24 protein-coding genes are annotated in these 20,742 nt (G+C 35.3%); 17 read left to right on the forward strand and 7 right to left on the reverse strand.

Annotated features, from left to right (window positions below):
- Positions 1–94 precede the first annotated feature (94 nt).
- From DM447_RS07060 to DM447_RS07080, 5 genes are read left to right on the forward strand one after another with little or no spacing between them, the layout of a single operon-like run.
- Complete coding sequence (locus tag DM447_RS07060; RefSeq protein WP_112180542.1) at positions 95–1,216, forward strand: betaine/proline/choline family ABC transporter ATP-binding protein; 1,122 nt, start codon at positions 95–97, stop codon at positions 1,214–1,216.
- Positions 1,217–1,858 (forward strand): ABC transporter permease, encoded by a 642-nt coding sequence (locus DM447_RS07065; RefSeq protein WP_112180543.1) that lies wholly within the window; start codon positions 1,217–1,219, stop codon positions 1,856–1,858.
- 33 nt (positions 1,859–1,891) lie between these two features.
- A complete protein-coding gene (locus DM447_RS07070; RefSeq protein ID WP_112180544.1) occupies positions 1,892–2,803 on the forward strand; it encodes an ABC transporter substrate-binding protein in 912 nt (303 codons plus the stop codon).
- Positions 2,804–2,851: 48 nt separating this feature from the next.
- Positions 2,852–3,493 (forward strand): ABC transporter permease, encoded by a 642-nt coding sequence (locus DM447_RS07075; protein ID WP_112180545.1) that lies wholly within the window; start codon positions 2,852–2,854, stop codon positions 3,491–3,493.
- 19 nt (positions 3,494–3,512) lie between these two features.
- Positions 3,513–4,694 carry a M20 family metallopeptidase gene (locus tag DM447_RS07080; protein WP_112180546.1) on the forward strand — a complete coding sequence of 394 codons (1,182 nt, stop codon included), beginning with the start codon at positions 3,513–3,515 and terminating at the stop codon, positions 4,692–4,694.
- Between the two features lie 295 nt (positions 4,695–4,989).
- Here DM447_RS07080 and DM447_RS07085 read toward each other — a convergent pair whose 3' ends face one another.
- Complete coding sequence (locus DM447_RS07085) at positions 4,990–5,637, reverse strand: glycoside hydrolase domain-containing protein (protein ID WP_112180547.1); 648 nt, start codon at positions 5,635–5,637, stop codon at positions 4,990–4,992.
- A gap of 435 nt (positions 5,638–6,072) precedes the next feature.
- Here DM447_RS07085 and DM447_RS07090 point away from each other — a divergent pair, with 435 nt between their 5' ends.
- Together DM447_RS07090 and DM447_RS07095 are read left to right on the forward strand one after the other, a co-directional pair.
- Entirely contained in the window at positions 6,073–6,759 is a 687-nt protein-coding gene (locus DM447_RS07090; protein WP_277871512.1) for an alpha/beta fold hydrolase, read from the forward strand.
- 98 nt (positions 6,760–6,857) lie between these two features.
- On the forward strand, positions 6,858–7,727 hold the full coding sequence (locus tag DM447_RS07095; protein WP_241964577.1) for a metallophosphoesterase: 870 nt from the start codon (positions 6,858–6,860) through the stop codon (positions 7,725–7,727).
- Positions 7,728–7,759: 32 nt separating this feature from the next.
- Here DM447_RS07095 and DM447_RS07100 read toward each other — a convergent pair whose 3' ends face one another.
- The 3 genes from DM447_RS07100 to DM447_RS18345 form a co-directional block, all read right to left on the reverse strand.
- Positions 7,760–8,275 carry a nucleotidyltransferase family protein gene (locus tag DM447_RS07100; RefSeq protein ID WP_112180549.1) on the reverse strand — a complete coding sequence of 172 codons (516 nt, stop codon included), beginning with the start codon at positions 8,273–8,275 and terminating at the stop codon, positions 7,760–7,762.
- Positions 8,276–8,355: 80 nt separating this feature from the next.
- A complete protein-coding gene (locus DM447_RS07105) occupies positions 8,356–8,652 on the reverse strand; it encodes an antibiotic biosynthesis monooxygenase family protein (RefSeq protein WP_112180550.1) in 297 nt (98 codons plus the stop codon).
- Between the two features lie 454 nt (positions 8,653–9,106).
- Positions 9,107–9,271, reverse strand: a complete 165-nt coding sequence (locus DM447_RS18345; protein ID WP_157967393.1) for a hypothetical protein — start codon at positions 9,269–9,271, stop codon at positions 9,107–9,109.
- A gap of 209 nt (positions 9,272–9,480) precedes the next feature.
- Between DM447_RS18345 and DM447_RS07115 the strand changes: the two genes are divergently transcribed.
- From DM447_RS07115 to DM447_RS07160, 10 genes are all read left to right on the forward strand, one after another.
- Positions 9,481–10,347, forward strand: a complete 867-nt coding sequence (locus DM447_RS07115) for a hypothetical protein (protein ID WP_112180552.1) — start codon at positions 9,481–9,483, stop codon at positions 10,345–10,347.
- 112 nt (positions 10,348–10,459) lie between these two features.
- Positions 10,460–11,275, forward strand: coding sequence for a metallophosphoesterase (locus DM447_RS07120; RefSeq protein ID WP_112180553.1), 816 nt, complete (start codon positions 10,460–10,462; stop codon positions 11,273–11,275).
- A gap of 155 nt (positions 11,276–11,430) precedes the next feature.
- Positions 11,431–11,970 carry a CueP family metal-binding protein gene (locus DM447_RS07125; protein ID WP_112180554.1) on the forward strand — a complete coding sequence of 180 codons (540 nt, stop codon included), beginning with the start codon at positions 11,431–11,433 and terminating at the stop codon, positions 11,968–11,970.
- Between the two features lie 328 nt (positions 11,971–12,298).
- Positions 12,299–12,625 carry a PadR family transcriptional regulator gene (locus DM447_RS07130; protein WP_112180555.1) on the forward strand — a complete coding sequence of 109 codons (327 nt, stop codon included), beginning with the start codon at positions 12,299–12,301 and terminating at the stop codon, positions 12,623–12,625.
- A gap of 4 nt (positions 12,626–12,629) precedes the next feature.
- On the forward strand, positions 12,630–13,382 hold the full coding sequence (locus DM447_RS07135) for an HAAS domain-containing protein (RefSeq protein WP_112180556.1): 753 nt from the start codon (positions 12,630–12,632) through the stop codon (positions 13,380–13,382).
- 467 nt (positions 13,383–13,849) lie between these two features.
- Complete coding sequence (locus DM447_RS07140; protein WP_112180557.1) at positions 13,850–14,227, forward strand: hypothetical protein; 378 nt, start codon at positions 13,850–13,852, stop codon at positions 14,225–14,227.
- A gap of 78 nt (positions 14,228–14,305) precedes the next feature.
- Positions 14,306–14,728: a FosM family fosfomycin resistance protein gene (gene fosM, locus DM447_RS07145; RefSeq protein WP_112180558.1), complete on the forward strand. Its 423-nt coding sequence runs from the start codon at positions 14,306–14,308 to the stop codon at positions 14,726–14,728.
- Between the two features lie 49 nt (positions 14,729–14,777).
- Positions 14,778–15,242, forward strand: a complete 465-nt coding sequence (locus tag DM447_RS07150) for a hypothetical protein (protein ID WP_112180559.1) — start codon at positions 14,778–14,780, stop codon at positions 15,240–15,242.
- 105 nt (positions 15,243–15,347) lie between these two features.
- Positions 15,348–15,593: an alpha/beta-type small acid-soluble spore protein gene (locus tag DM447_RS07155; RefSeq protein ID WP_112180560.1), complete on the forward strand. Its 246-nt coding sequence runs from the start codon at positions 15,348–15,350 to the stop codon at positions 15,591–15,593.
- 102 nt (positions 15,594–15,695) lie between these two features.
- Positions 15,696–16,304: a flavin reductase family protein gene (locus DM447_RS07160; RefSeq protein ID WP_112180561.1), complete on the forward strand. Its 609-nt coding sequence runs from the start codon at positions 15,696–15,698 to the stop codon at positions 16,302–16,304.
- A gap of 91 nt (positions 16,305–16,395) precedes the next feature.
- On the opposite strand, the gene DM447_RS07165 is transcribed toward DM447_RS07160, so the two are convergent.
- The 3 genes from DM447_RS07165 to DM447_RS07175 form a co-directional block, all read right to left on the reverse strand.
- A complete protein-coding gene (locus DM447_RS07165) occupies positions 16,396–16,842 on the reverse strand; it encodes a hypothetical protein (RefSeq protein WP_112180562.1) in 447 nt (148 codons plus the stop codon).
- Between the two features lie 321 nt (positions 16,843–17,163).
- Positions 17,164–18,147 carry a GMP reductase gene (gene guaC, locus DM447_RS07170; RefSeq protein WP_112180563.1) on the reverse strand — a complete coding sequence of 328 codons (984 nt, stop codon included), beginning with the start codon at positions 18,145–18,147 and terminating at the stop codon, positions 17,164–17,166.
- Between the two features lie 151 nt (positions 18,148–18,298).
- Entirely contained in the window at positions 18,299–20,728 is a 2,430-nt protein-coding gene (locus tag DM447_RS07175; protein WP_112180564.1) for a glycogen/starch/alpha-glucan phosphorylase, read from the reverse strand.
- Positions 20,729–20,742: the final 14 nt, after the last annotated feature.

The following is a 20,742-nucleotide window of genomic DNA, read 5'->3' on the forward strand; positions in this document are numbered from 1 at the left end:
TATACGGTGTTTTATTCTTTTACAGATCAACTATATAATTGTATGAGTGAAAGCACGTGGAAAATTACTTTTTGAAAGATGAGGGGGAGAACTCTTGATTCAATTAAAACAGATAAACAAAGTTTACGATGATGGTTTTCAAGCATTAAAAAATATTGATCTTACATTTGAAGAAGGCAAAATTAATGTATTAATCGGTCCAAGTGGTTGTGGTAAAACAACAACAATGAAATTACTTAACAAGTTAACAGAACACACGGATGGCCAAATTTTGATTGATGATAAAGATATCAATGATATAAATCCGATACAGCTTCGCCGACAAATGGGATATGTAATTCAAAGCATTGGTTTATTTCCACACATGACGATCTACGATAATGTAGCAACAGTTCCAAAGCTACTAAAGTGGGATAAATCACGTACTAGAAAACGGGTAGAAGAGTTACTAAATATGGTGGATTTGGCACCAGAAACTTACATGAAACGTTATCCTTCCGAATTAAGTGGAGGACAGCAACAACGAATAGGTGTTATTCGAGCGCTTGCTGCAGAACCTTCTACAATTCTTATGGACGAGCCCTTTAGTGCACTAGATCCAATCAGTAGAGAACAACTACAGGATGAACTCGTTCGCCTTCAAAAAGAAATCAAGAAAACAATTGTATTTGTAACCCATGATATGGATGAAGCAATCAAGATTGCAGATCAAATCATTCTAATGAAGGGTGGCGAAATTGTACAAAAAGGATCCCCAGAGGAGATTCTAACTAACCCAGTTAATGACTTCGTTAAAGAATTCATTGGATCAGACAGACTTGGTAAAGCTAAAAAACTACCATCTTTAGCTGAACTTCTCGTAACAGAGACTATTACACTTTCTCCCGATTTAACTATGGAAAAAGCAATAGAAGAAATGGTTGCCAACAATGTTGCAGAACTGCCAGTTGTCGATGGTCAAGAGAATTATTTAGGTGTACTAAGTCTTTATAAGGCTTTAGCAAATAAAGAGGCACGCCTATCAGAAATAGTTGATAATTCAGTCATTACTATCTATGAAACAACTGATCTTAATTTAGCGATGGGTGACTTAAGTAAATCAAAATCTATCATTCCTGTTCTTTCGGAAGATAAGAAATTTGTTGGAATTATTGAAAACAGTACATTGTTCAAAGCTCTTCATCAAATATATGAGAGTAAGAGTGGTGTGGCATAAATGGAAATAATTTTAGATTACATTGATTTTTGGCAGAGAAAATATGATTCTATACTTGGTTATACCTATGAACATATTTTGATTTCCTTTACGGCTATCCTAATTGCTATTGTTATATCTGTTCCATTAGCTATTTATATGACGAAAATGAAAAACGAAAAGCTGAAAAATATGATATTTAATATCGCTAATATTTTTCAAACAATACCTACGATTGCCTTATTAGCAATCATGATACCTATTTTAGGAATTGGTTTTAAACCAGCTGTCGTAGCGCTTTTCTTATATGCGCTCCTACCTTTGTTACGGAATACGTATGCTGGGGTCCAGTCGATAGATCCAGGTATTGTCGAGGCTGCTAAAGGAATGGGTTTTAATACGTTTCAACGTTTGTTTAAGGTAGAGTTACCTGTTGCATTACCTTATATTATGTCAGGTATTCGCGTTACAACAGTTTATGTAATCAGTTGGACAACTTTAGCTGCTGTAATTGGTGCTGGTGGTTTAGGTGGACTAGTACTTGCTGGTATTGGGTTTAATGATAAAGAAATGATTTTTACCGGAACGATACTAGCAATTGGTATCGCGCTATTACTAGATTTTGTTTTTGCAAAAATTGAAAAAGGCCTTTCTAAAGCCTAAAATAAATAAAAATGAAAAAGGGGACAATACATTATGAGAAAGATGTTATTTGCAAGTTTATTCGCAGTATTAATGTTAGCACTAGCAGGATGTGGAGATAGTGAATCAGCTGATGGTGGAACAACACTTGAATATGGTGCACAATCCTATACAGATCCGAAAATTATGAGCCAAATTGTTAAATTATTAGTAGAAGACCAAACAGATCACGAAGTAAATATTACAGAAGATATTCAAGCAAGCCCACAAATTATGGCTGCTTTAGATCGTGAAGAGTTTGATATTGCAACACTTTATTCTGGTGAAGTATACAATAACCACTTTGATGAAGATGAAGTAGAATATTCAACAGATCCACAACAAACGATTGAACAGGCACAAGAATTATTTGGTGCAGAGTATGACATGAAATGGTATGACTCAATTGGATTTAGTAACCAATACGGTATTGCAGTCCAAGGTGATTTTGCAGAAGAAAATAATATTACAACAATGACTGATCTTGGTGAATATGCTGACGAATTAATCGTAGGTACTGATAGTTCATGGATTGAAAGAGAAAATGACGGCTATACAGGCTATCAAGAAGCATATGGATATAGCTTTGAAGATGTAAGAGGTATGGAAGTTTCGCTTATGTATGAAGGTATTAATAATGATGAATTAGATGTTGTTACGGCTTATACAGTTGACCCACAAATTTTAGAGTATGATTTAAAATTATTAGAGGATGACGAAAACTTCTTCCCTCCATATGATGCATCACTAGTTGCAAGAAATGAAATTATTGAAGAATATCCAGAAGTTAGCGACATTCTTGATTCCATTGTTGGTTTAATTAGTACGGAAGAAATGACACAATTAATTCACGAAGTAGATATTAATCGACGCACTCCTGAAGAAGTTGCAGCAGAATTCTTAGAAGAAAAAGGTATGCTTGAATAAGTGTTGCACTATTTTGTAAAATAAAATCTTTAAAAAAGGTGATTTGACATGAACTTTATCACTGAACTTGGTCAATATATGCTAGAAAATTATGCAGAACTATTAGCGTTAACAGTAGAACATATATTAATGGTTGCCTACGGGATTGCTCTTGCACTCCTTGTAGGTATTCCCTTAGGTATTCTTGCTGCAAAATTTGAAAAAGTAGCACCATATATTCTTTCTTTAACAAACATTTTGCAATTAGTACCTAGTTTAGCTATGTTAGCAATCTTAATGATTTATTTTGGTTTAGGATTTGAAACAATGGTTATTGGATTGTTCTTCTATTCTTTATTACCAATTGTAAGAAATACGTATGTAGGCATACGAGAAGTAGAAGATGGCATCACAGAGGCTGGTATCGGCGTTGGTATGACATCGTTACAACTGTTAGCAAAAATTCAGTTACCACTGTCGATTCCATTCTTAATGGCAGGGTTACGTGTTGCTTCTGTTATAGCAGTATCAGTTGCTTGTATTGGGCCGTATATCGGAGCAGGCGGTTTAGGAAAAGAAATAATCTCTGGTATTAGTCTTCAATCAGATGTGAAAATCTACGCTGGTGCTATTCCTGCAGTATTATTAGCAGTTATTGCGGATTTCATTTTAGGTAAAGTTGAGAATAAGACAAAAGAACGAACAACGTAAGATAGGAGTGACGATTCATTTGAAAAAACAAATTTTTTCGAAACTAGACGAATTGTATGACGAAATGGTTGATATACGTCGACACTTACACATGAATCCAGAGTTGTCTTTTCAAGAACATGAAACAGCTAAATTTATTGCGGACTATCAGAAAAAATTAGGATTAGATGTACAGACTAATGTTGGTGGTTTAGGTGTTATTGCGACATTAAAAGGCGCTAAACCTGGTAAAACCGTAGCAATTCGTGCGGATTTTGATGCTTTACCAATAGAAGAAGAAAATGATGTACCATATAAATCTCAAAATCCTGGTGTGATGCATGCTTGTGGCCATGATGCCCATACGGCGATTGCGCTTGGAATGGCTAAAGCTTTAGTCAGTGTAAAAGATGAGCTAGAAGGTACCGTTGTCTTTATTCATCAACATGCGGAAGAAGAAGATCCAGGTGGGGCGAAATCGATGATCGAAGCCGGTGCATTAGAAGGTGTCGATGCTATTTTTGCCACACATATGGAAAACTATATTCCGGTTAATCATATTTCTCATAGTGATGACTATATTTTTGGATCATCTGATGACTTTGTGATCGAAATAAAGGGTGTTGGTGGACATGCAGCATTTCCACATGATACAACCGATGTAATTGCGATTGGAAGTCAACTTGTTAGTAACTTACAACAAGTAGTGAGCCGGAAAGTAGATCCATTAAAGGCGGCTGTCTTGACGATTGGTTCGTTCCAAGCTGGCAGTAAAGCTAATGTTATTTCTGGTACTGGCATAATGGAAGGGACAGTAAGGACATTTGATAAAACTGTTCGTCAAGAAATGCATGACTGGATCCAGCAGATTACCGAACATACATGCAAAGCATTTGGTGCAGATTATCATATTGATTATCAATTTGGTTACCCAGCCACTAAAAACGATAAAACGATGAATCAATTGCTTGTTAATGCAGCAAAAGATGTATTACCAGCAGAAAATATTAAAGCAGAACCACCAACAATGGGTGCTGAGGATTTCTCTTACTTTCTTGAAAAAAAACAAGGAACCTATTTCTTCACAGGATCCGCGAATGAGGAGAAAGGATTTATTTATCCTTACCATCATCCAAAATTTGATATCGATGAAAAAGCACTTGAAAATGGTGCGAAAGTATTAACAGCAGCGATTTTTGATTTTTGGAAAACATACAATTGATTAGTGAAAAACACTTATGTATATTATGCATAAGTGCTTTTTTTATGAAATGCGTGCTGGTGATTTAATCAGTGAGAATGATAAATTTAACATTGTCCTTTTTGTTTAAGCGTGATATAGTATTATAGCGATGAGCTATTTTGTGTAAGTCGAAGGATTTGCTCTAGGGCTAAACGTTGAATGTGGTCAACGGTTCTTCGCCTCAAAACGTACATGACACGTGATTTTAATTGCGTGTATAAAAAAAGTCGGTACCAGCAATGGTACCGACTTTTTTGTATATAAATTTTATTATTCACCACAAAATATTGTGTAAGCGCCGATTGATCAGGTTCGTGTTAATCGCATATGTTGGAGCATCTCTCCCATATTGCCATGCCCAAATGTTAGCAGTGCAATTTGGTGTTGATGGTTCGAACTTCGGTGCTTTTCTCTGTTTTGAAATACCTGTATCAGGTTCCGCGCTCCAAAGTACAGCTTGGACTGCTATTTGATCGTTTTCTGATACTGCTTGGCAGTATGCAGAACTGAAATCACCCTGATTCGGATCATTATAAAATCCTGGTTTATACCCAGTTGGATACATTGCTTCTACATAACCAACGACCCAATCCTTATCTACCTCTAATAGGTTCTCAATATTTGCAAAAATAATCGTGCCTTCTGGAATACCAAGTCGTCTAGCATGGAAAACGGCATTTTGCGCCATCGTTCGTCCTTCTCTACTACCTATAGCAGTTGCGAATTTACTGTAAATTGGTAAAATCTTTGTCCCACTATTATGTAAAAGTTCTACCTCTGTTTGGGTTAACCCTTCAGTAACACCTTCCACCGATGTTATATATCTTCCCCAGTATTCCGGTTTTCTATATTTTTTTAAAACAGAGTTATATAAATCTTTTGTTACATTAGTTGTTGAATCTACTCCCCACAAATAGCTCAATTACAAAACCCTCTCCATACAAAGTGTCGTTTGTACATGTATATGTCCACAGAATCCTTCTATGAATAGATACTAGATTTTCTTAAGTTTCTGTTGACCTAGATGGGAAATAGTAATTCGACGGAAGGAGCGGATAATTCAGCGGAAGAAGCAGATAATTCGGCGAAGCGAGCGGTAATCCGACGGAAGGAGTGGATAATTCGGCGGAGCGAGCAAATAAGGTAATCAAAAAAAGGAGGACACGCAACTAGTTTGTTGTGTTGCATAGATTAGAGAATGGGCTAAAGGAAGGTGGTTATAATCGTGCATCACGAATATAAAGTACAGGTAGGCAATTATCAAATGAACACACGTTTTTACAATGAAAATAACTGTAGTGAGGTTGTCGTATTAATTCATGGGATTCCGACTAACTCTCATCTATAGGATCTTGTTATTCCTTACTTACAGGAAAGGTATGCGGTTCTTGCAGTTGATCTAATCGGCTATGTGGAATCAGATCGTGGACCGGCAAATGATTTGACATTACCAAAACAGGCTACGTATATTATTGAGGCTTTAGACCAGTATAATATACCCGCGGCACATGTTATCGGACATGATCTTGGTGGAGGCATTGCACAGATTCTAGCGGTTACACAACCAGAAAGAGTAAAAAGTCTCGTCGTAATTGATGGCGTTTGTTTTGCGAATTGGCCACTTCCAAAAGTTGTGTCGATTCGTTACCCTGTCGCTGAAGAATTTGTGCCGTCCCCTTTATTTATTGAAAGAATGTTACTTGAAGGACTCTATTATCCTTCGATGCTAACACCTGAGTTACTGCGCGCTTTTACGGAACCATTCGCAACACCAACAGGATCTGAAGAGCTTCAGCAAGCATCCTTTGCACTTAATCATCATCAAACAGAAGACCTCGTACCATACTTGCCAAACTTAACATGTCCGGCAACGTTTTTATGGGGGCAGCATGATCGCTATCTTGTTCCTTATTGGGGCTACCTTTTACATCAAACAGTACCACACTCAACTTTTAAACTAATTCCAAATGCTAATCATTATTCGATGATTGATCAACCAAGTATTGTTGCGGAGGAATTTTTAGCACATTTATCCCGATCTTAACAAAACGAGTCAACTACACGTCTTAGTAGTTGACTCATTGATTATTTAGAAAAAAATGCTAATGATTAAAGACAATCAAGCATCCGAATGGTAAAATAATGACACTAAGTAAGTTGATCACAGATAGAGATGGAGATGTAGAGATGAAAAAGGGAAAACAATTCATTATTATATCCAGCATTTTAGCGGTAGTTTCTACGGTAATTAAAATATATCATGATACTAATTTCTTTAAAGTACAACCTGTTCATATCCAAACTAAAAAAATACCCAAAGGATCTTCCTTTTCGATTTTACAGTTAAGCGATATACATAATAAAGTTTTTATAAATAATAATGAAATGTTCATTAATAAAGTTAGCAAAATTAATGCAGATGTAATTGTACTGACGGGCGATCTAATTGATAGGAAGACAAAAGAGTTAGTCCATGTATTTCATTTAGTCGAAAAGTTAATTGCAATCAATCCACGTGTTTATTTTGTATCTGGAAATCATGAATGGGATAATCCGAAACGAGAAGAACTATTTAATGGATTACGTAATCGAGGTGTGATCTTACTTGATAATAAAAGTCGCACGATCACCCTTGCAAATACAAGGCTCACGTTGATTGGTGTGGCGGATTTCACTACACAGCATGCGGATCTAGATCTGGCAATGCAGAGTCGTGAACAAGCGGATTACACTGTGTTATTATCACATGCGCCAGATATATCATGGATGCTAGCAGATACACCAATAGATGTAACACTTAGTGGCCATACACATGGTGGACAAATACGCTTTCCTTTCATTGGCGGTATCGTTGCGCCTGGACAGGGTTATTTTCCTAAATTGGATAAAGGGCTTTATCCTATGAAAAATGGAAAATATGTCTATGTTGATAGTGGAGTTGGGACAACATGGTTTCCAATCCGATTTCTTAATCAAAGCCAAATGAGCTTGATAAAGATAACGGGTGAATAACTTAGCTTTTCACAAGTTAATCGAAAGCCATGTTACATGTGGTGGATTTTTAGTTTTGGCCAAATAGATTGCCAATTCTTCTGTTTTATTCTCTCTTCATAAAGTAGCGCACGTTTTTCTGATGCTTTAAAATAAGTAGTTGGTCTTACTTCTAACTGAAGAACATCCTCAATGCCACATGGGGCAGTTAGAATGACATATCCCTGCGCATCTAATTTAACTCCAAGTGCAGTGGCTGTTTCTGGGAATTTTGAGATTGCATCTTCAGATGATTTATAGGGTGTTATGTCATTTGGAAGGTGCATTCTTGCTTCATTCTTAACGGACCAAGGTACATTAGGCAGCAGTTTTTTTAACGCAGCTTCTAAGTTCTTTTCTGTAACTTCATTTGTATTTTCTTTATCAAAATAAATCACGTCGATATCAGTCGGATTGGTCTTAACTGTAAATTCGTGAAGGGTATCCCAAATTTTCGCCCGTATAAAGCCAGCACAGATCCACCAATCAGGCAAATTCAATGTCTTTGCTGTCTGTAAAATAGTCATCATTTCACTGTCATCCTGAATACATTTGATAATATCATTTTTGTTTTTCAATATAGCCACATCTTTTCATGATTTATATATAACTAACGAAAATTGACGTTTTCAAAATGTTCTACCACTGGAAATGGATCATAGAAATGGTGTAATTGTTTTTTCCATTCTTGATAGCCGTTTGATTGTCTAAATCCGATTGTATGATCGTCAAGTGTCTCCCATTTAACTAACAATAAATATCTTCCTTTCACCTCTAAACAAGCCTGTAATTCGTGCGATATGTATCCTTTCATTGAAGAAATGATGGATGAAGCAGTACGAAATGCTTCTTCATATTCAAATTCTTTTCCTTGCTTAACCTGAAGGGCAACAGCCTCTAATATCATAAAATCTCTCCTTATTATATTTTTTTATTTTTTTTTGAAATAATTAAACGTACAAGCGCATTTAGAAAACCTATCAAGCAAATAAACAATACTGTATAATCTAGAAGATCAACATTATTCTTAGTATTCATGAAAATCAATTGCATTGTGAAAATAATAACAAGGACAAAACAACCAACTATGTGTATGATGTTTTCAATTTTTTGTTTTATAGTATTCCCCTCCATTTAAATCAAATAAAAGTAATAACTAATTATAACTCTCCTTCCCTTTATTTGGGATTATAACAGAAATCTAGTAGATTATTAATTATAAAATTGTTTTAAGGAACTAAATATGAAGGGATTTCATTGAATTTGGAGGATGCAAAAAAAGAGGCCTCCTTGGCGCGATAGAGAGTTTCATCGATGACCTCGAAATTAGGTAACAAAAGGAGATTTTTAACGCTTTTGTTCTAATCGTTGTATTTTTTTTGAAAATATTCTAGTGCTTCTTTTAGTTTATCATTCTCTTTTTTTAATTCTAAATTTTTTTCTTTATAGACTCTCAACATAAAACTGATGCCAATGAACATTACTAAAGCTGCAATTCCCCATGGATCAAATGATACGGAGTACAAACTTGATCACCTACCTTAATATCAGGGTGTATAACGTTAAACATTATTTCAAAAGATCTCCAATTAATTATAGCAGATTAAGCGAAAGAAGTAGTTAATCTTATTTGATAAAAAGTAATAAATTTCCTTTTATTTGAGACATCACTGTGATTAAATGATAGAATGACAGGTAATAAAAGCGCGTTCACCTACTGAGAGGAGAGTCCATCTTGAAAAAACTAGTAATTATCTTTTTATTAATCAGTTTTATAACAGCATGTTCGAATGACACAGAACAGACAGTTGAATCAGATCGGGACTGGTCACAGATCGGTTTAGAAGACTGGGAGGAAAAGGAGATTCGTCTAACTAAAGATGAATTCAAGCAATATTTAGAATGGTTTGAAGCGAAAGAAAGTGCTGGTGTTTTAACGCTTGAACTACTAGATAATGAGACAATCGAAGCAAGCTATATTGTTTTACAAGAAATTGGTTCAGAAGAGGAGATTAGTGAAGGTGAAGCAGATTTCTTGGATCAAAATCTTCGTCAAGCATATAAGGCTTCTACCTATTACCGAAATCAAACTGAACCAACGATTCGTTTTGTTGATTCTGAAGGAGAAGAAATTATTACTTTTGAAAAATCAGTTGAACAACGGAAGGTGGAAAGTGAAGAAGAACTGGAAGCAAATCGAACGGATTTAGGGACATTTGCGATGCGTGAAGAGGTGGAGATTGGTGGGGCTAATATCACTTTCACTGGTGGGACTACCGTTACCAGAAGGTTAGAGGATGAAATCTATTCCCCAAAATATGTCGTGCGAATGGAACTTTTGTTTGAGAATGTTTCAACTTTAAGTAAATATGCTTCTGCAAGAGCGTTTATCGTTGAGGATTTTTCTAGACAAGAACTAGATATATATGGATTGGATGATCTTGTACATGAAAGAAAAGTTGAGCCAGGTAATACAATAAATGGACCACTATATTTCACTGCATCTGGAAAAGGTCCATATCGGATAACTTATCAAACGGATAACTATAGTGCAACGTGGTTAATTGAAGATGCAGAAGTTGGGATACCACAATATGAATAAGTAAAATGGTGTAGCTACTCTGCTTTTTAGCGGTAGCTATTTTTTGTTTTACATTAGAGACAATAAGGTGATGACATGGTAAAATATTGCTAATTAAGATGGAGGTAGTTCGATGAAAAAGAAACGGATTTTTATTTATATTAGTCTAGTATTTGTTTTACTTATAGTATTTAAAGTCTACTATGATACGAACTTTTTTAAAGTAAATCAGGTTGAATTTGAGTCGAACAAGATTCTGGATCGTTCATCCTTTACTATTCTGCAGATAAGTGACCTACATAATAAAGTTTTTGGTGATGAAAATGAAAAATTATTAGATAAGATAATGGATTTAAATGCGGATATTATTGTGATTACTGGTGATCTTATTGATCGGAAAACAAGTGATTTTACGGATGTATTTGCTCTAGTCGACGAACTTATGGCAGTAAATGAGAATACTTATTTTATATCAGGAAATCATGAGTGGGATAACCCAGAAACAGAAGCTTTTTTTGCAGGACTAGAAGAACGAAATGTCAACATGCTAGACAATACGCATACGACAATTACCATAGAAAATGCAACAATCAACCTTGTTGGCGTTGGAGATAGCTCAACAGAACATGACAACCTTGGAAAAGCCTTAGAAGGCCTAGACGAAGTCAACTACACAGTGTTGCTGTCACATACACCTGATACATCAAATCGTTTCATAGAAAGCCCGGCAGACTTGGCATTGAGTGGACACACGCATGGTGGGCAGGTGCGATTACCGTTCATTGGTGGTGTTATTGCACCAGATCAAGGCTTCTTTCCAGCATTTGATAAAGGAATATTTAAACGTGGAAATGACAAGTATCTTTATATTGATAGTGGATTAGGAACAAGCATCCTGGCGATCCGTTTTTTAAATCAGAGTCAAATGAGTCTAATTACAGTGAAATAGCTCTAAACGATTAATGTAGAAGACAGTCAAATCTGATTGTCTTCCTGATTAATTAATTTAAATATATAGACACTTCTTTTTACTTTTTATGTTAAGATAGTTTATGTGAATAAGTGAACTTGATTTACAGAATGGGAGATAGGAGATGAATAGAGATGAAAAAAAGTGTTTTTGGAGTAATTGGGATTTCTATAATAGCAGTTATGGCATATTTCATTATAGTAAGTTCTGACGGAGATGATTCTAAGGGAAATAAAACACTAAATATAAGAGAATTAGTGAACGATTACAGTATCGGTGCCAAAACAGCCGAAGCTGCCTCAATTACGTCAGAACAACTTGTCGTAACGAACAGCGATGGAGAATCAACATATGCCTTACCAGAAGATGATTTCTTTGTTTCTATTGCTCCTTATATTGAAGAAACACATCCTTGTGCTATACACAGTTTAACAGGCTGTCGTGGCGAATTGGCTAACCAAAATTTTGATGTACACATTGAAGATACAGAGGGTAATATTTATCTAGATGAAGTCATGACGTCCCAGGCAAATGGTTTTATTGATTTATGGCTTCCTCGTGATAAAACGTATCACGTTACAATTGAACAAGATGGTAAGAAGGTAGAGTCTGAAATAGCTACATTTGTAAGTGATGATACTTGTATCACAACGATGCAATTGATGGACAAGTAGAGGATTTAATAATAAGAGCCTCTGTAGTTTGGATAACGGCTCATATAAGAGGAATTCGAGTAAATATGAGCCGTAACGGAAATATATGCGCCCTTCCGCTAGATATTTAAGCCGTTACGAATTTATATGCACCCTTCTAGAAGATATATGAGCTGTTAGCAAAATATATAAATCATTAATAAATGATTCAAAAAAGTTTGACCTAAATTATGGTATGTGATAAATTATAACTAACTTGTAATGCAAAGTAGTTGCAATCACCTCTTTTTTTGCGTAACTATATTGTTTAACAAGTTAGTTGATGAATTATTTAAGAGGTGGAATGTTAATGTCTTCAAGCCAAATGTTAAAGGGGATTTTAGAAGGATGCCTTTTATCAATTATAGCAAAGGATGAAACTTACGGATATGAAATGATTGAAAAGCTAGATGCCTATGGCTTTGCAATGGTCAGTGAAGGAAGTATATATCCATTATTGCTTCGTATGAAAAAAGAGGGGCTTGTGATAACCAATCAAAAGGAACTTCCATCTGGAGGACCAAAACGAAAATATTATTCTTTAACATCGAAGGGAATGGAAGAATTAGAAATGTTTAAGGAGCGGTGGTCTGTTATCTCAAGTAGTGTACATCAATTATTGGGAGAGGAAGGATAGTTGTATGGACGTATCAAAATCAAGCAGAGATTTCTTAGATGATCTAAGGCTATATTTATTTTCAAGTGGAAAAAAAGAAAATGAAATTGATGAGATTGTTGGTGAATTAGAAGACCATTTACATGAAGCAGAAACAAATGGGAAGAATGTTGAAGATATTATCGGGAAGACACCAAGCGCTTATATGAAACAAATAGCAAAAGAAATGCCATTTGATCTTAAAGGCTGGTTGAAGTATCTTCCAATTTTAGTTGTAGCTATATATGCTTATGATATATTAGGATATGCTTTTGAAGGCGATGTAGAATATTCTTTATTGAGATTAGTCGGAAATTTTCTGGTAATGGTATTATTTATAGTACTGATAGCAATTACATTTAAATACGTAGCTAGTACAAAATCTAAAATAAAAGAATATGGCGCATTTGCGTTTCTTGGCTTTTTCCCGCTTAGTTTATTTATTGGTTTAATCTATTTAGATAGATTTATTGAAACACCAGCTATTCAATTTGGTATTACTGCTAAAATTGTTATGATAGCAGTTTCTGTATTGGTGCTTGTTGGAGTTTCAATATGGAGTAAAACATGGATTTCTATTATTATTCCAATCATTATGTATTTACCAGATTATTTGTTAAGTAAAAGTAGCCTGTCTGATGATGCACAGCTATTATGGGGCGCGTGGTCAATACCGATCTTCTTTGGTATCTACTTGCTGATTACAATTAAAATAGAAAAAAGGAAAGCGAAAATTTAATGCTACATTCATGTACTGCATCTTTTATAAATAGAGATGTAGTATTTTTAATTAAATTGTAAACTTTTTTACTGGTGAATACGTCTTATAGATATAGAGGGAGGGAAAATGGGAGACAAGGGTAAAAATGATGAACTGAATATAGAACTTAATATTGTTTTTCGTTATTTAGTGAAAAAAGATAAGTGGTACCCCCGAGGAATTAATAAGGTTTCAAGATTTAGAAATAATTAGAGCCTCTATTATTGGCGTAACGTTAGATAAATATTAATCAGTTAATGTGTCAGGTACGCAATAGAATTGGTGATTAACAACGGTCATAAGTTCGTGATCAAGTATATATGTGCCGTTGAATGCAATTTAAAAATTTATTTAATTAGTAAATTCATGTTAAAATATTTATGTAAATTGTAAAATAATGTGTTTAAACTATCTTAGACTTTCACTTGAATGAAGGGGGTAAATTAATGAAGAAACGTGTAACTTATTTATTAATCTTCATTGTAGGGTTATTTCTTTTTACATTTTCAATTAATATGCCTTCATTAGGCTATAAAAATATTGTTTATGTTGAAGAGACATCTGATTATCAAGTTACTGATTATAGTTGGTATGGAAAACCAACAAATAGTGGAATCTTTATAGGGAATTCCGAGGAAATGTTAGAAATATTACAAAAACAAATAAAAATTCAAAACTTGCAAGCTTCAATAATATTATTCACTTTAATCTCTATCGTTTCATGGTTCATTCGGGAAAAACAATTTTTTATATACAGCAACATTTTTATAACGATTGTAATTATTTTAGTTGACATAGCAATTGTAAATGATTTGATTCAATAAATGGTATTATATATCTTATTTCATTCTATATTAATGAAGAATGTGTATAATAGTAGTATTCTGAAAGTGGTGTTTTAATTGGCGATCGAAGGTCTTAATCATTTTTTATTTTCTGTTTCCGACTTAGATAAATCTATCCATTTTTACGAAAAAGTATTTGATGCTAAATTATTAGTGAGGGGTAGAAGTACAGCTTATTTTGAAGTGGCTGGTATTTGGCTTGCTCTCAATGTTGAAAAGGATATTCCGCGTAATGAAATACATGACTCCTATACACATATTGCTTTCTCAATTAAAGAAGAGGAATTTGATCTTATATATGAAAAATTAAAAGCATGTAATGTAACTATTTTACCTGGACGGCCAAGGGATAAGAGAGATAAAAAATCAATTTATTTTACTGATCCAGATGGTCATAAATTCGAGTTTCATACTGGAACGCTTCAAGACAGGCTAGCGTATTATAAACAAGAAAAGGATCATATGACGTTTTTTGATTGATATTTTCACCATTATTAGAATGAGATAAGGATATTCTCGGGAGGTAGAAATGAAGCTATTAAAAGTGTGTATCTTACTTATTGCTTTTGTTGGTATCGGTATTTATACAGCTAGTCATTTGATTAAAGAAGATCGTGAGACCACAAATTATGCCTATACTTTTGTAGGTGAAAGTGAAAATTGGCGAGCTGCATACACGGTTAATGGTAAAGAAGTCTGGGATAAAGAGAACGGGGTAGTAACTTACGCACATGATGATAGTGATCAATTCGTTTTAAGTTTTATTGGGGATAAAAGTATATATGCATCAATCAAGCAGCTGAATTATTCATATGAAACTTCCAATGGTGGTGGAGGGGGAACTACGTATAGTAATGAATTAGGCAGTCCGAAAAAGGCAGCAACTAATAGAGGCAGTTCGAGGGGTGGAGCAAAAATTCAAGAAGATGAAGTGATACAAGTAACCGTTAAATGGGACGATTTTGAAGAGTCATTTGATTTGTATAATGAGTAAAAAAACACTTTGATTTTTTGACGAAAGACTTGTTAAAACTGGCATCTATAATTAGCTGATCTTTAGGGATACTATGTTCATAAAGATTAGAGGAGATGAAGGCACGTGTCCAGAAGAAATAAGATACTTGTCCCAGAAGCAAGAATAGGTTTAGATGAATTAAAAGCAAAACTATCTAATGTAAATAAGGAACAAGAAGCAAAATATGAAATCGCTAAAGAACAGGGAATTGAATTAACGAGAGGTTACAATGGTGAAATGAAAGCAAAGGATGCTGGCAAAGTTGGCGGCTCCATCGGTGGGAATATGGTTAAGGAAATGGTCAAAATGGCGAAGGAAAATATGAAATAGATGAAAGTAAGAGACTAAGCACTGAGTCATTCAGCGCTTAGTCTCTTATCATATACATGTTATACTAATTTTAAATCGATTAAATGAAAAAGGGGTATCACTATGCTTTCTATTGAGCCATCAGAAAATAGCGAAAGAGATAATTATAAGTTTTTGATTGGGAGTGTCATTCCACGTCCAATTGCCTTTGTAACAACGAAGGCAAAGGATGGTACATTAAATGGTGCGCCATTTAGTTACTTTAACGCGGTAACAGCTAATCCACCATTAGTTTCAATATCCTTACAACGAGGGGCAAAAGGCGTGCGGAAGGATACAGCACGAAATATTAGTGAGTTAGGTGAGTTTGTTGTACATATTGTTGATCAGGAAAATGTTGACCAAATCAATCAAACGGCAGCAAGTCTACCGCCTAATCAAAGTGAAATTGAATTAGCAAATTTAACTGAGATAGAAAGTACGAAGATTTCAGTGCCAGGTGTGAAAGAAGCAAAAATTCGTATGGAATTTGTGCTTGAACAGGTAATTGAATTGGGCGATAAAGAATCCACATGTGATTTAGTGATTGGAAGAGTAGTCCAATTTCACATAGATGAAGCGATTTATCAAGATGGTAGAATTGATCCACACGGTTTAGGTGCTGTTAGTCGTTTAGCAGGAAATGATTATGCGAAAATCGGAGAGATCTTTACTATCGAGAGACCTAAATAAGCTTTTGTTTAGGGTATGAAGTTAATATGTAGCATGAAATTCACCAGATTAGGCGTACCTAATCTGGTACGTTTTGTTATGGGAGTTTGAACTAAAAGTTGTTGTGAGGGAAAACGTGGGTTTTCATTTTGGCAATATCGCGCTCGTTGTTGACAGCTTTTCCCCAGATTAAGGTGTGATCCGCTTCCATCGTTGAAAACATTTTTAAAACTTCTACGTGTCTATCTTCGTTCTCTGCTTTCATAGAAGTTTGTTCATCTTTGATATGAGCAATATCTGCTTTCATAAGAGTTTGTTCTTCTTTGATAGCAGTAATATCAGCTTTCATAGAAGTTTGTTCATCTTTGATATGAGCAATATCTGCTTTCATAGAAGCTTGTTCTTCTTTGATATCAGCAATATCCGCTTTCATAAGAATTTGTTCTTCTTTGATAGCAGTAATATCAGCTTTCATTTCCTTTTGTTCTTTACTCATCGCTCCAACCATGGTAATTAGCTGGCCAAGCATGTTCTCCATGCGATCAAATCGTTCTTCCATTTCTTATTCACCTCCTCATTTCCTTTCAATTATATATCATTTCTCTACAATAATCGATTAAAAAAGTATAACTTAATATAATTTTTATAGCACTCTTTTTGGTGGAAAATGCTTATCTAAGTAAAGCAAAGCTCTATTCTAAGCATCGTATTTGAGAGATAATCCGACGGAAGCAGGCGGTAATCCGGCGGAAGCAAGTGGTAATCCGGCGGAAGCGAGTGATAATCCGACGGAAGCAGGTGATAATCCGACGGAAGCATGCTAATAAGGAAGCTAAAAAACGGGAAAGAACTAACAAACTAGTTCTTTCCCGTTTATGATTTAATAAACTTTATCTCCGTTGAAGATTGAGTTTTTAACAACGACATAGTCGACATTGCGAATTGCTTCTAATTTTCGTCCACCTGAGTAGGAGATGGAGGATTGGAGGTCTTGCTCCATTTCATTTAATGTATCTTGAAGCGCTCCTTTGTATTCAACGTGCATTTTTTTACCTTCAACATTTTTCTTTTCGCCTTTTTGAAATTCAGAAGCGGAGCCAAAGTATTCTTTAAAAAGTTTCCCATCTTGTTCAACGATTTCTCCTGGTGATTCTTCGTGTCCAGCAAATAAAGAGCCAATCATGACCATAGATGCGCCGAATCGAACCGATTTTGCGATGTCACCGTGGGTTCTGATTCCACCATCTGCAATAATTGGTTTACTTGCAGCTTTCGAACACCAACGTAGTGCAGCTAACTGCCAACCACCAGTACCAAAGCCTGTTTTAATCTTAGTAATACATACTTTTCCTGGCCCGATACCAACTTTTGTTGCATCAGCACCTGCGTGTTCTAATTCTCTTACCGCTTCGGGAGTTCCGACATTTCCTGCAATAAGAAACGTTGTTGGCAAGTGCTTTTTAATGTGCTGAATCATTTCAATTACAGCATTTGAATGACCGTGTGCAATATCAATTGTAATAAATTCAGGTATAAGTTTTGCTTGCGCTAATTGCTCGACAAAGTGATATTCTTCTTCTTTTACGCCGACACTAATCGAAGCGATTAATTTGCGTGTTTGCATATCCTTAATAAAAGCCGTGCGTTTGTCTGTTTCAAAACGATGCATAATATAGAAATAACCATTTTCGGCTAAATATAAAGCAATTTTTTCATCAATAATTGTCTGCATGTTTGCAGGAACTACTGGTAATTTAAAGCGATAGCCACCTAATGTAACAGATGTATCACATTCAGATCTACTATTCACGACACATTTTGCTGGAACTAATTGAATATCTTCGTAATCAAATACATTTTCCATTTTAAACACCTCTAAATACGAATATTAAATATAAGGTTAACAATAATCGTTCGCCCATTTGGTAATATACCTTATTTTTAACGTCATGTCAAAAGGAATTATTTAAAAATTAAATGATTTGATCACGAAGCACTATTTAAGCTGTCAAACGTTATTGTTTTTGTATTTTCCAAATTCCTGTAGCGTATTCTTGAATGGTTCGGTCGCTTGAGAATTTGCCAGAATGTGCGATGTTGATCAGTGTTTTTGAAAACCATTTACTTGGATCGCGATAGTTGCGGTCAACTAGTTGTTGCGTTTCTACATAGCTATCGAAATCTTTTAAGATAAAATATGGATCATTGGTGGAAAGGAGGTGGTAATAAATATCGGTAAATTCGACGTTCCACCCGAATGCGCCACTTCTCAGTTGATCCATGATTTGTGTTATACGTTCATCATTTTGATAGATTTCATTTGGATTGTAGGAGCCATCTTGATAATAGCTAAAAACTTCCTCAGCCTGTAAGCCGAAAATGAATATATTAGAATCGCCAACTTGGTTCTTAATCTCAATATTTGCACCGTCTAATGTTCCGATAGTTAGGGCGCCATTCATCATCATCTTCATGTTTCCAGTTCCAGATGCTTCTTTCCCAGCTGTTGAAATTTGTTCACTCACGTCTGCTGCAGGAATGATCTTTTCCGCTAAACTGGTATTGTAATTTTCTAGAAAAACTACTTTAAGTCTATCTTTCACTCGAGGTTCATGGTTAACAACAGATGCAACGGTGTTGATAAGTTTAATTACTTCTTTTGCGAAATAATAACTTGGCGCTGCTTTTGCACCGAAAATAAATGTTCGTGGTGTGATATCTAAGGCAGGGTTTTCTTTTATTTCATTATACAAATACATGACGTGAAAAATGCTGAGTAATTGACGTTTGTATTCATGTAGTCGTTTGATTTGCACATCAAAAATCGATTGATCATCTACTAAAATACCGGTTGTTTGGTGGATATATCCTGCTAAGTCTTGTTTATTCTTTTTCTTCACGTTTTCCAGTTTTGCTAGTAATGGTTGGTCTTTTGCATAACGAAGTAGGTGGGTCAATTCACGTGGCCTGCGTTCCCATCGCCTTCCAATTGTTTCTGAAATGAGATCTGATAAACGTGGATTTGCCATTAGTAGCCAGCGACGATGCGTAATGCCGTTTGTTTTATTATTAAAGCGTTCCGGAAAAAGACTATAAAAGTTTTTCATTTCTTGTGTTTTTAAAATATCCGTATGCAATTTGGCAACACCATTCACACTAAAGCTGCCGATAATCGCAAGGTGTGCCATATGGATTTGATCATTTGCGATAATTGCCATACCGGGTATCTCGTCGCGTAATGCAGGGTGATCGAACCATATTCCTTGGCAAAAGCGTTCATTAATTTCATCAATAATCATATAGAGGCGAGGTAGTAAACTTTGCATCATTGTGGTGGGCCATTTCTCCAATGCTTCGTGCATAATCGTGTGGTTCGTGTAGGCAAAAACAGCTGTTGTAATATGCCAAGCTTTATCCCAACTTAGCCCTTCTTCATCCATTAGTATCCGCATTAGTTCGGGTATTGCCAGACTTGGGTGGGTATCATTTATTTGTATCACCACTTTTTGAGGGAGGTGGGTCAGTGGTAGTCGGTTGTTTGTTTTATAGTCCGTTATGATTTTTTTAAGACTTGAGGCGACAAGAAAATATTGCTGTTTAATTCGTAATCTTTTGCCACTGTCGTTCGAATCATCGGGATATAACATGCCAGATATTTGCTCGATTGCGTGATTATGTTCTAATTCCTTATAATAGGAAGGTTTATCCTTATCCGTTATCGACTGATTTGCTGTGAGTATTGGTTCGGCATTCCATAAGCGTAGTGTATTGACGACCTTATTTTCATAACCAACTATCGGTACATCATATGGAACAGCTAATACTTTATCGGTATTTTCATATTTAAATTCAAGTGTTCCGTCGCTTTGTTCCAACATATGAACGGTACCGCCAAACTGTATTTCAAACGCTTCTTCGGCTTTTCTCGTTTCCCATGGATACGGATCTTTTAGCCAATAGTCTGGAAGTTCTGTTTGGTAGCCGTTAATAAATCGTTGCTCAAACATCCCATAGCGATAGCGAATACCAAAGCCATGACCTGGATAGTGTAGGGTTGCCATCGAATCCAAAAAGCATGCAGCTAATCGTCCGAGTCCACCATTTCCTAAACCAGGATCTTGTTCTTCTTTGTAAATAGTTTCAGGAGAAAAATCAAGAGCGATTAAAGCATTGTCACATATAGTTAACATACCTGTATTTAATAAATTACTTTTAAGTAAGCGTCCAATTAAAAATTCCATTGATAAATAATAAACTTGTTTTGGTTTCCTATGCGAATAGACTGCTTCCGTATGATGCCAATCTTTTGTTATTTCGTCGTTAACAATTGCACATATTACTGCATATATCTCATCCGGTGATGCTTCTTTGACTTTTTTCTTGTAAAGCTTTTTCAACTTATTTTTGATTAGCACAATAAATTGATCGACGGTAGGTTTTGGCAATGGTTAAACGCCTC

This window comes from Paraliobacillus zengyii (genome assembly GCF_003268595.1).
Lineage (GTDB): Bacteria > Bacillota > Bacilli > Bacillales > Amphibacillaceae > Paraliobacillus_A > Paraliobacillus_A zengyii.

Excerpts from the sequence above, each read along its gene's own strand:
- DM447_RS07065 (WP_112180543.1), top strand. The coding sequence starts at position 1,217 with ATGGAAATAATTTTAGATTACATTGATTTTTGGCAGAGAAAATATGAT.
- DM447_RS07070 (WP_112180544.1), top strand. The coding sequence starts at position 1,892 with ATGAGAAAGATGTTATTTGCAAGTTTATTCGCAGTATTAATGTTAGCA.
- DM447_RS07075 (WP_112180545.1), top strand. The coding sequence starts at position 2,852 with ATGAACTTTATCACTGAACTTGGTCAATATATGCTAGAAAATTATGCA.
- DM447_RS07095 (WP_241964577.1), top strand. The coding sequence starts at position 6,858 with ATGACACTAAGTAAGTTGATCACAGATAGAGATGGAGATGTAGAGATG.
- DM447_RS07100 (WP_112180549.1), bottom strand. The coding sequence starts at position 8,275 with ATGATGACTATTTTACAGACAGCAAAGACATTGAATTTGCCTGATTGG.
- DM447_RS07105 (WP_112180550.1), bottom strand. The coding sequence starts at position 8,652 with ATGATATTAGAGGCTGTTGCCCTTCAGGTTAAGCAAGGAAAAGAATTT.
- DM447_RS07120 (WP_112180553.1), top strand. The coding sequence starts at position 10,460 with ATGAAAAAGAAACGGATTTTTATTTATATTAGTCTAGTATTTGTTTTA.
- DM447_RS07125 (WP_112180554.1), top strand. The coding sequence starts at position 11,431 with ATGAAAAAAAGTGTTTTTGGAGTAATTGGGATTTCTATAATAGCAGTT.
- DM447_RS07130 (WP_112180555.1), top strand. The coding sequence starts at position 12,299 with ATGTCTTCAAGCCAAATGTTAAAGGGGATTTTAGAAGGATGCCTTTTA.
- DM447_RS07135 (WP_112180556.1), top strand. The coding sequence starts at position 12,630 with ATGGACGTATCAAAATCAAGCAGAGATTTCTTAGATGATCTAAGGCTA.
- DM447_RS07140 (WP_112180557.1), top strand. The coding sequence starts at position 13,850 with ATGAAGAAACGTGTAACTTATTTATTAATCTTCATTGTAGGGTTATTT.
- DM447_RS07150 (WP_112180559.1), top strand. The coding sequence starts at position 14,778 with ATGAAGCTATTAAAAGTGTGTATCTTACTTATTGCTTTTGTTGGTATC.
- DM447_RS07160 (WP_112180561.1), top strand. The coding sequence starts at position 15,696 with ATGCTTTCTATTGAGCCATCAGAAAATAGCGAAAGAGATAATTATAAG.
- DM447_RS07165 (WP_112180562.1), bottom strand. The coding sequence starts at position 16,842 with ATGGAAGAACGATTTGATCGCATGGAGAACATGCTTGGCCAGCTAATT.
- guaC (WP_112180563.1), bottom strand. The coding sequence starts at position 18,147 with ATGGAAAATGTATTTGATTACGAAGATATTCAATTAGTTCCAGCAAAA.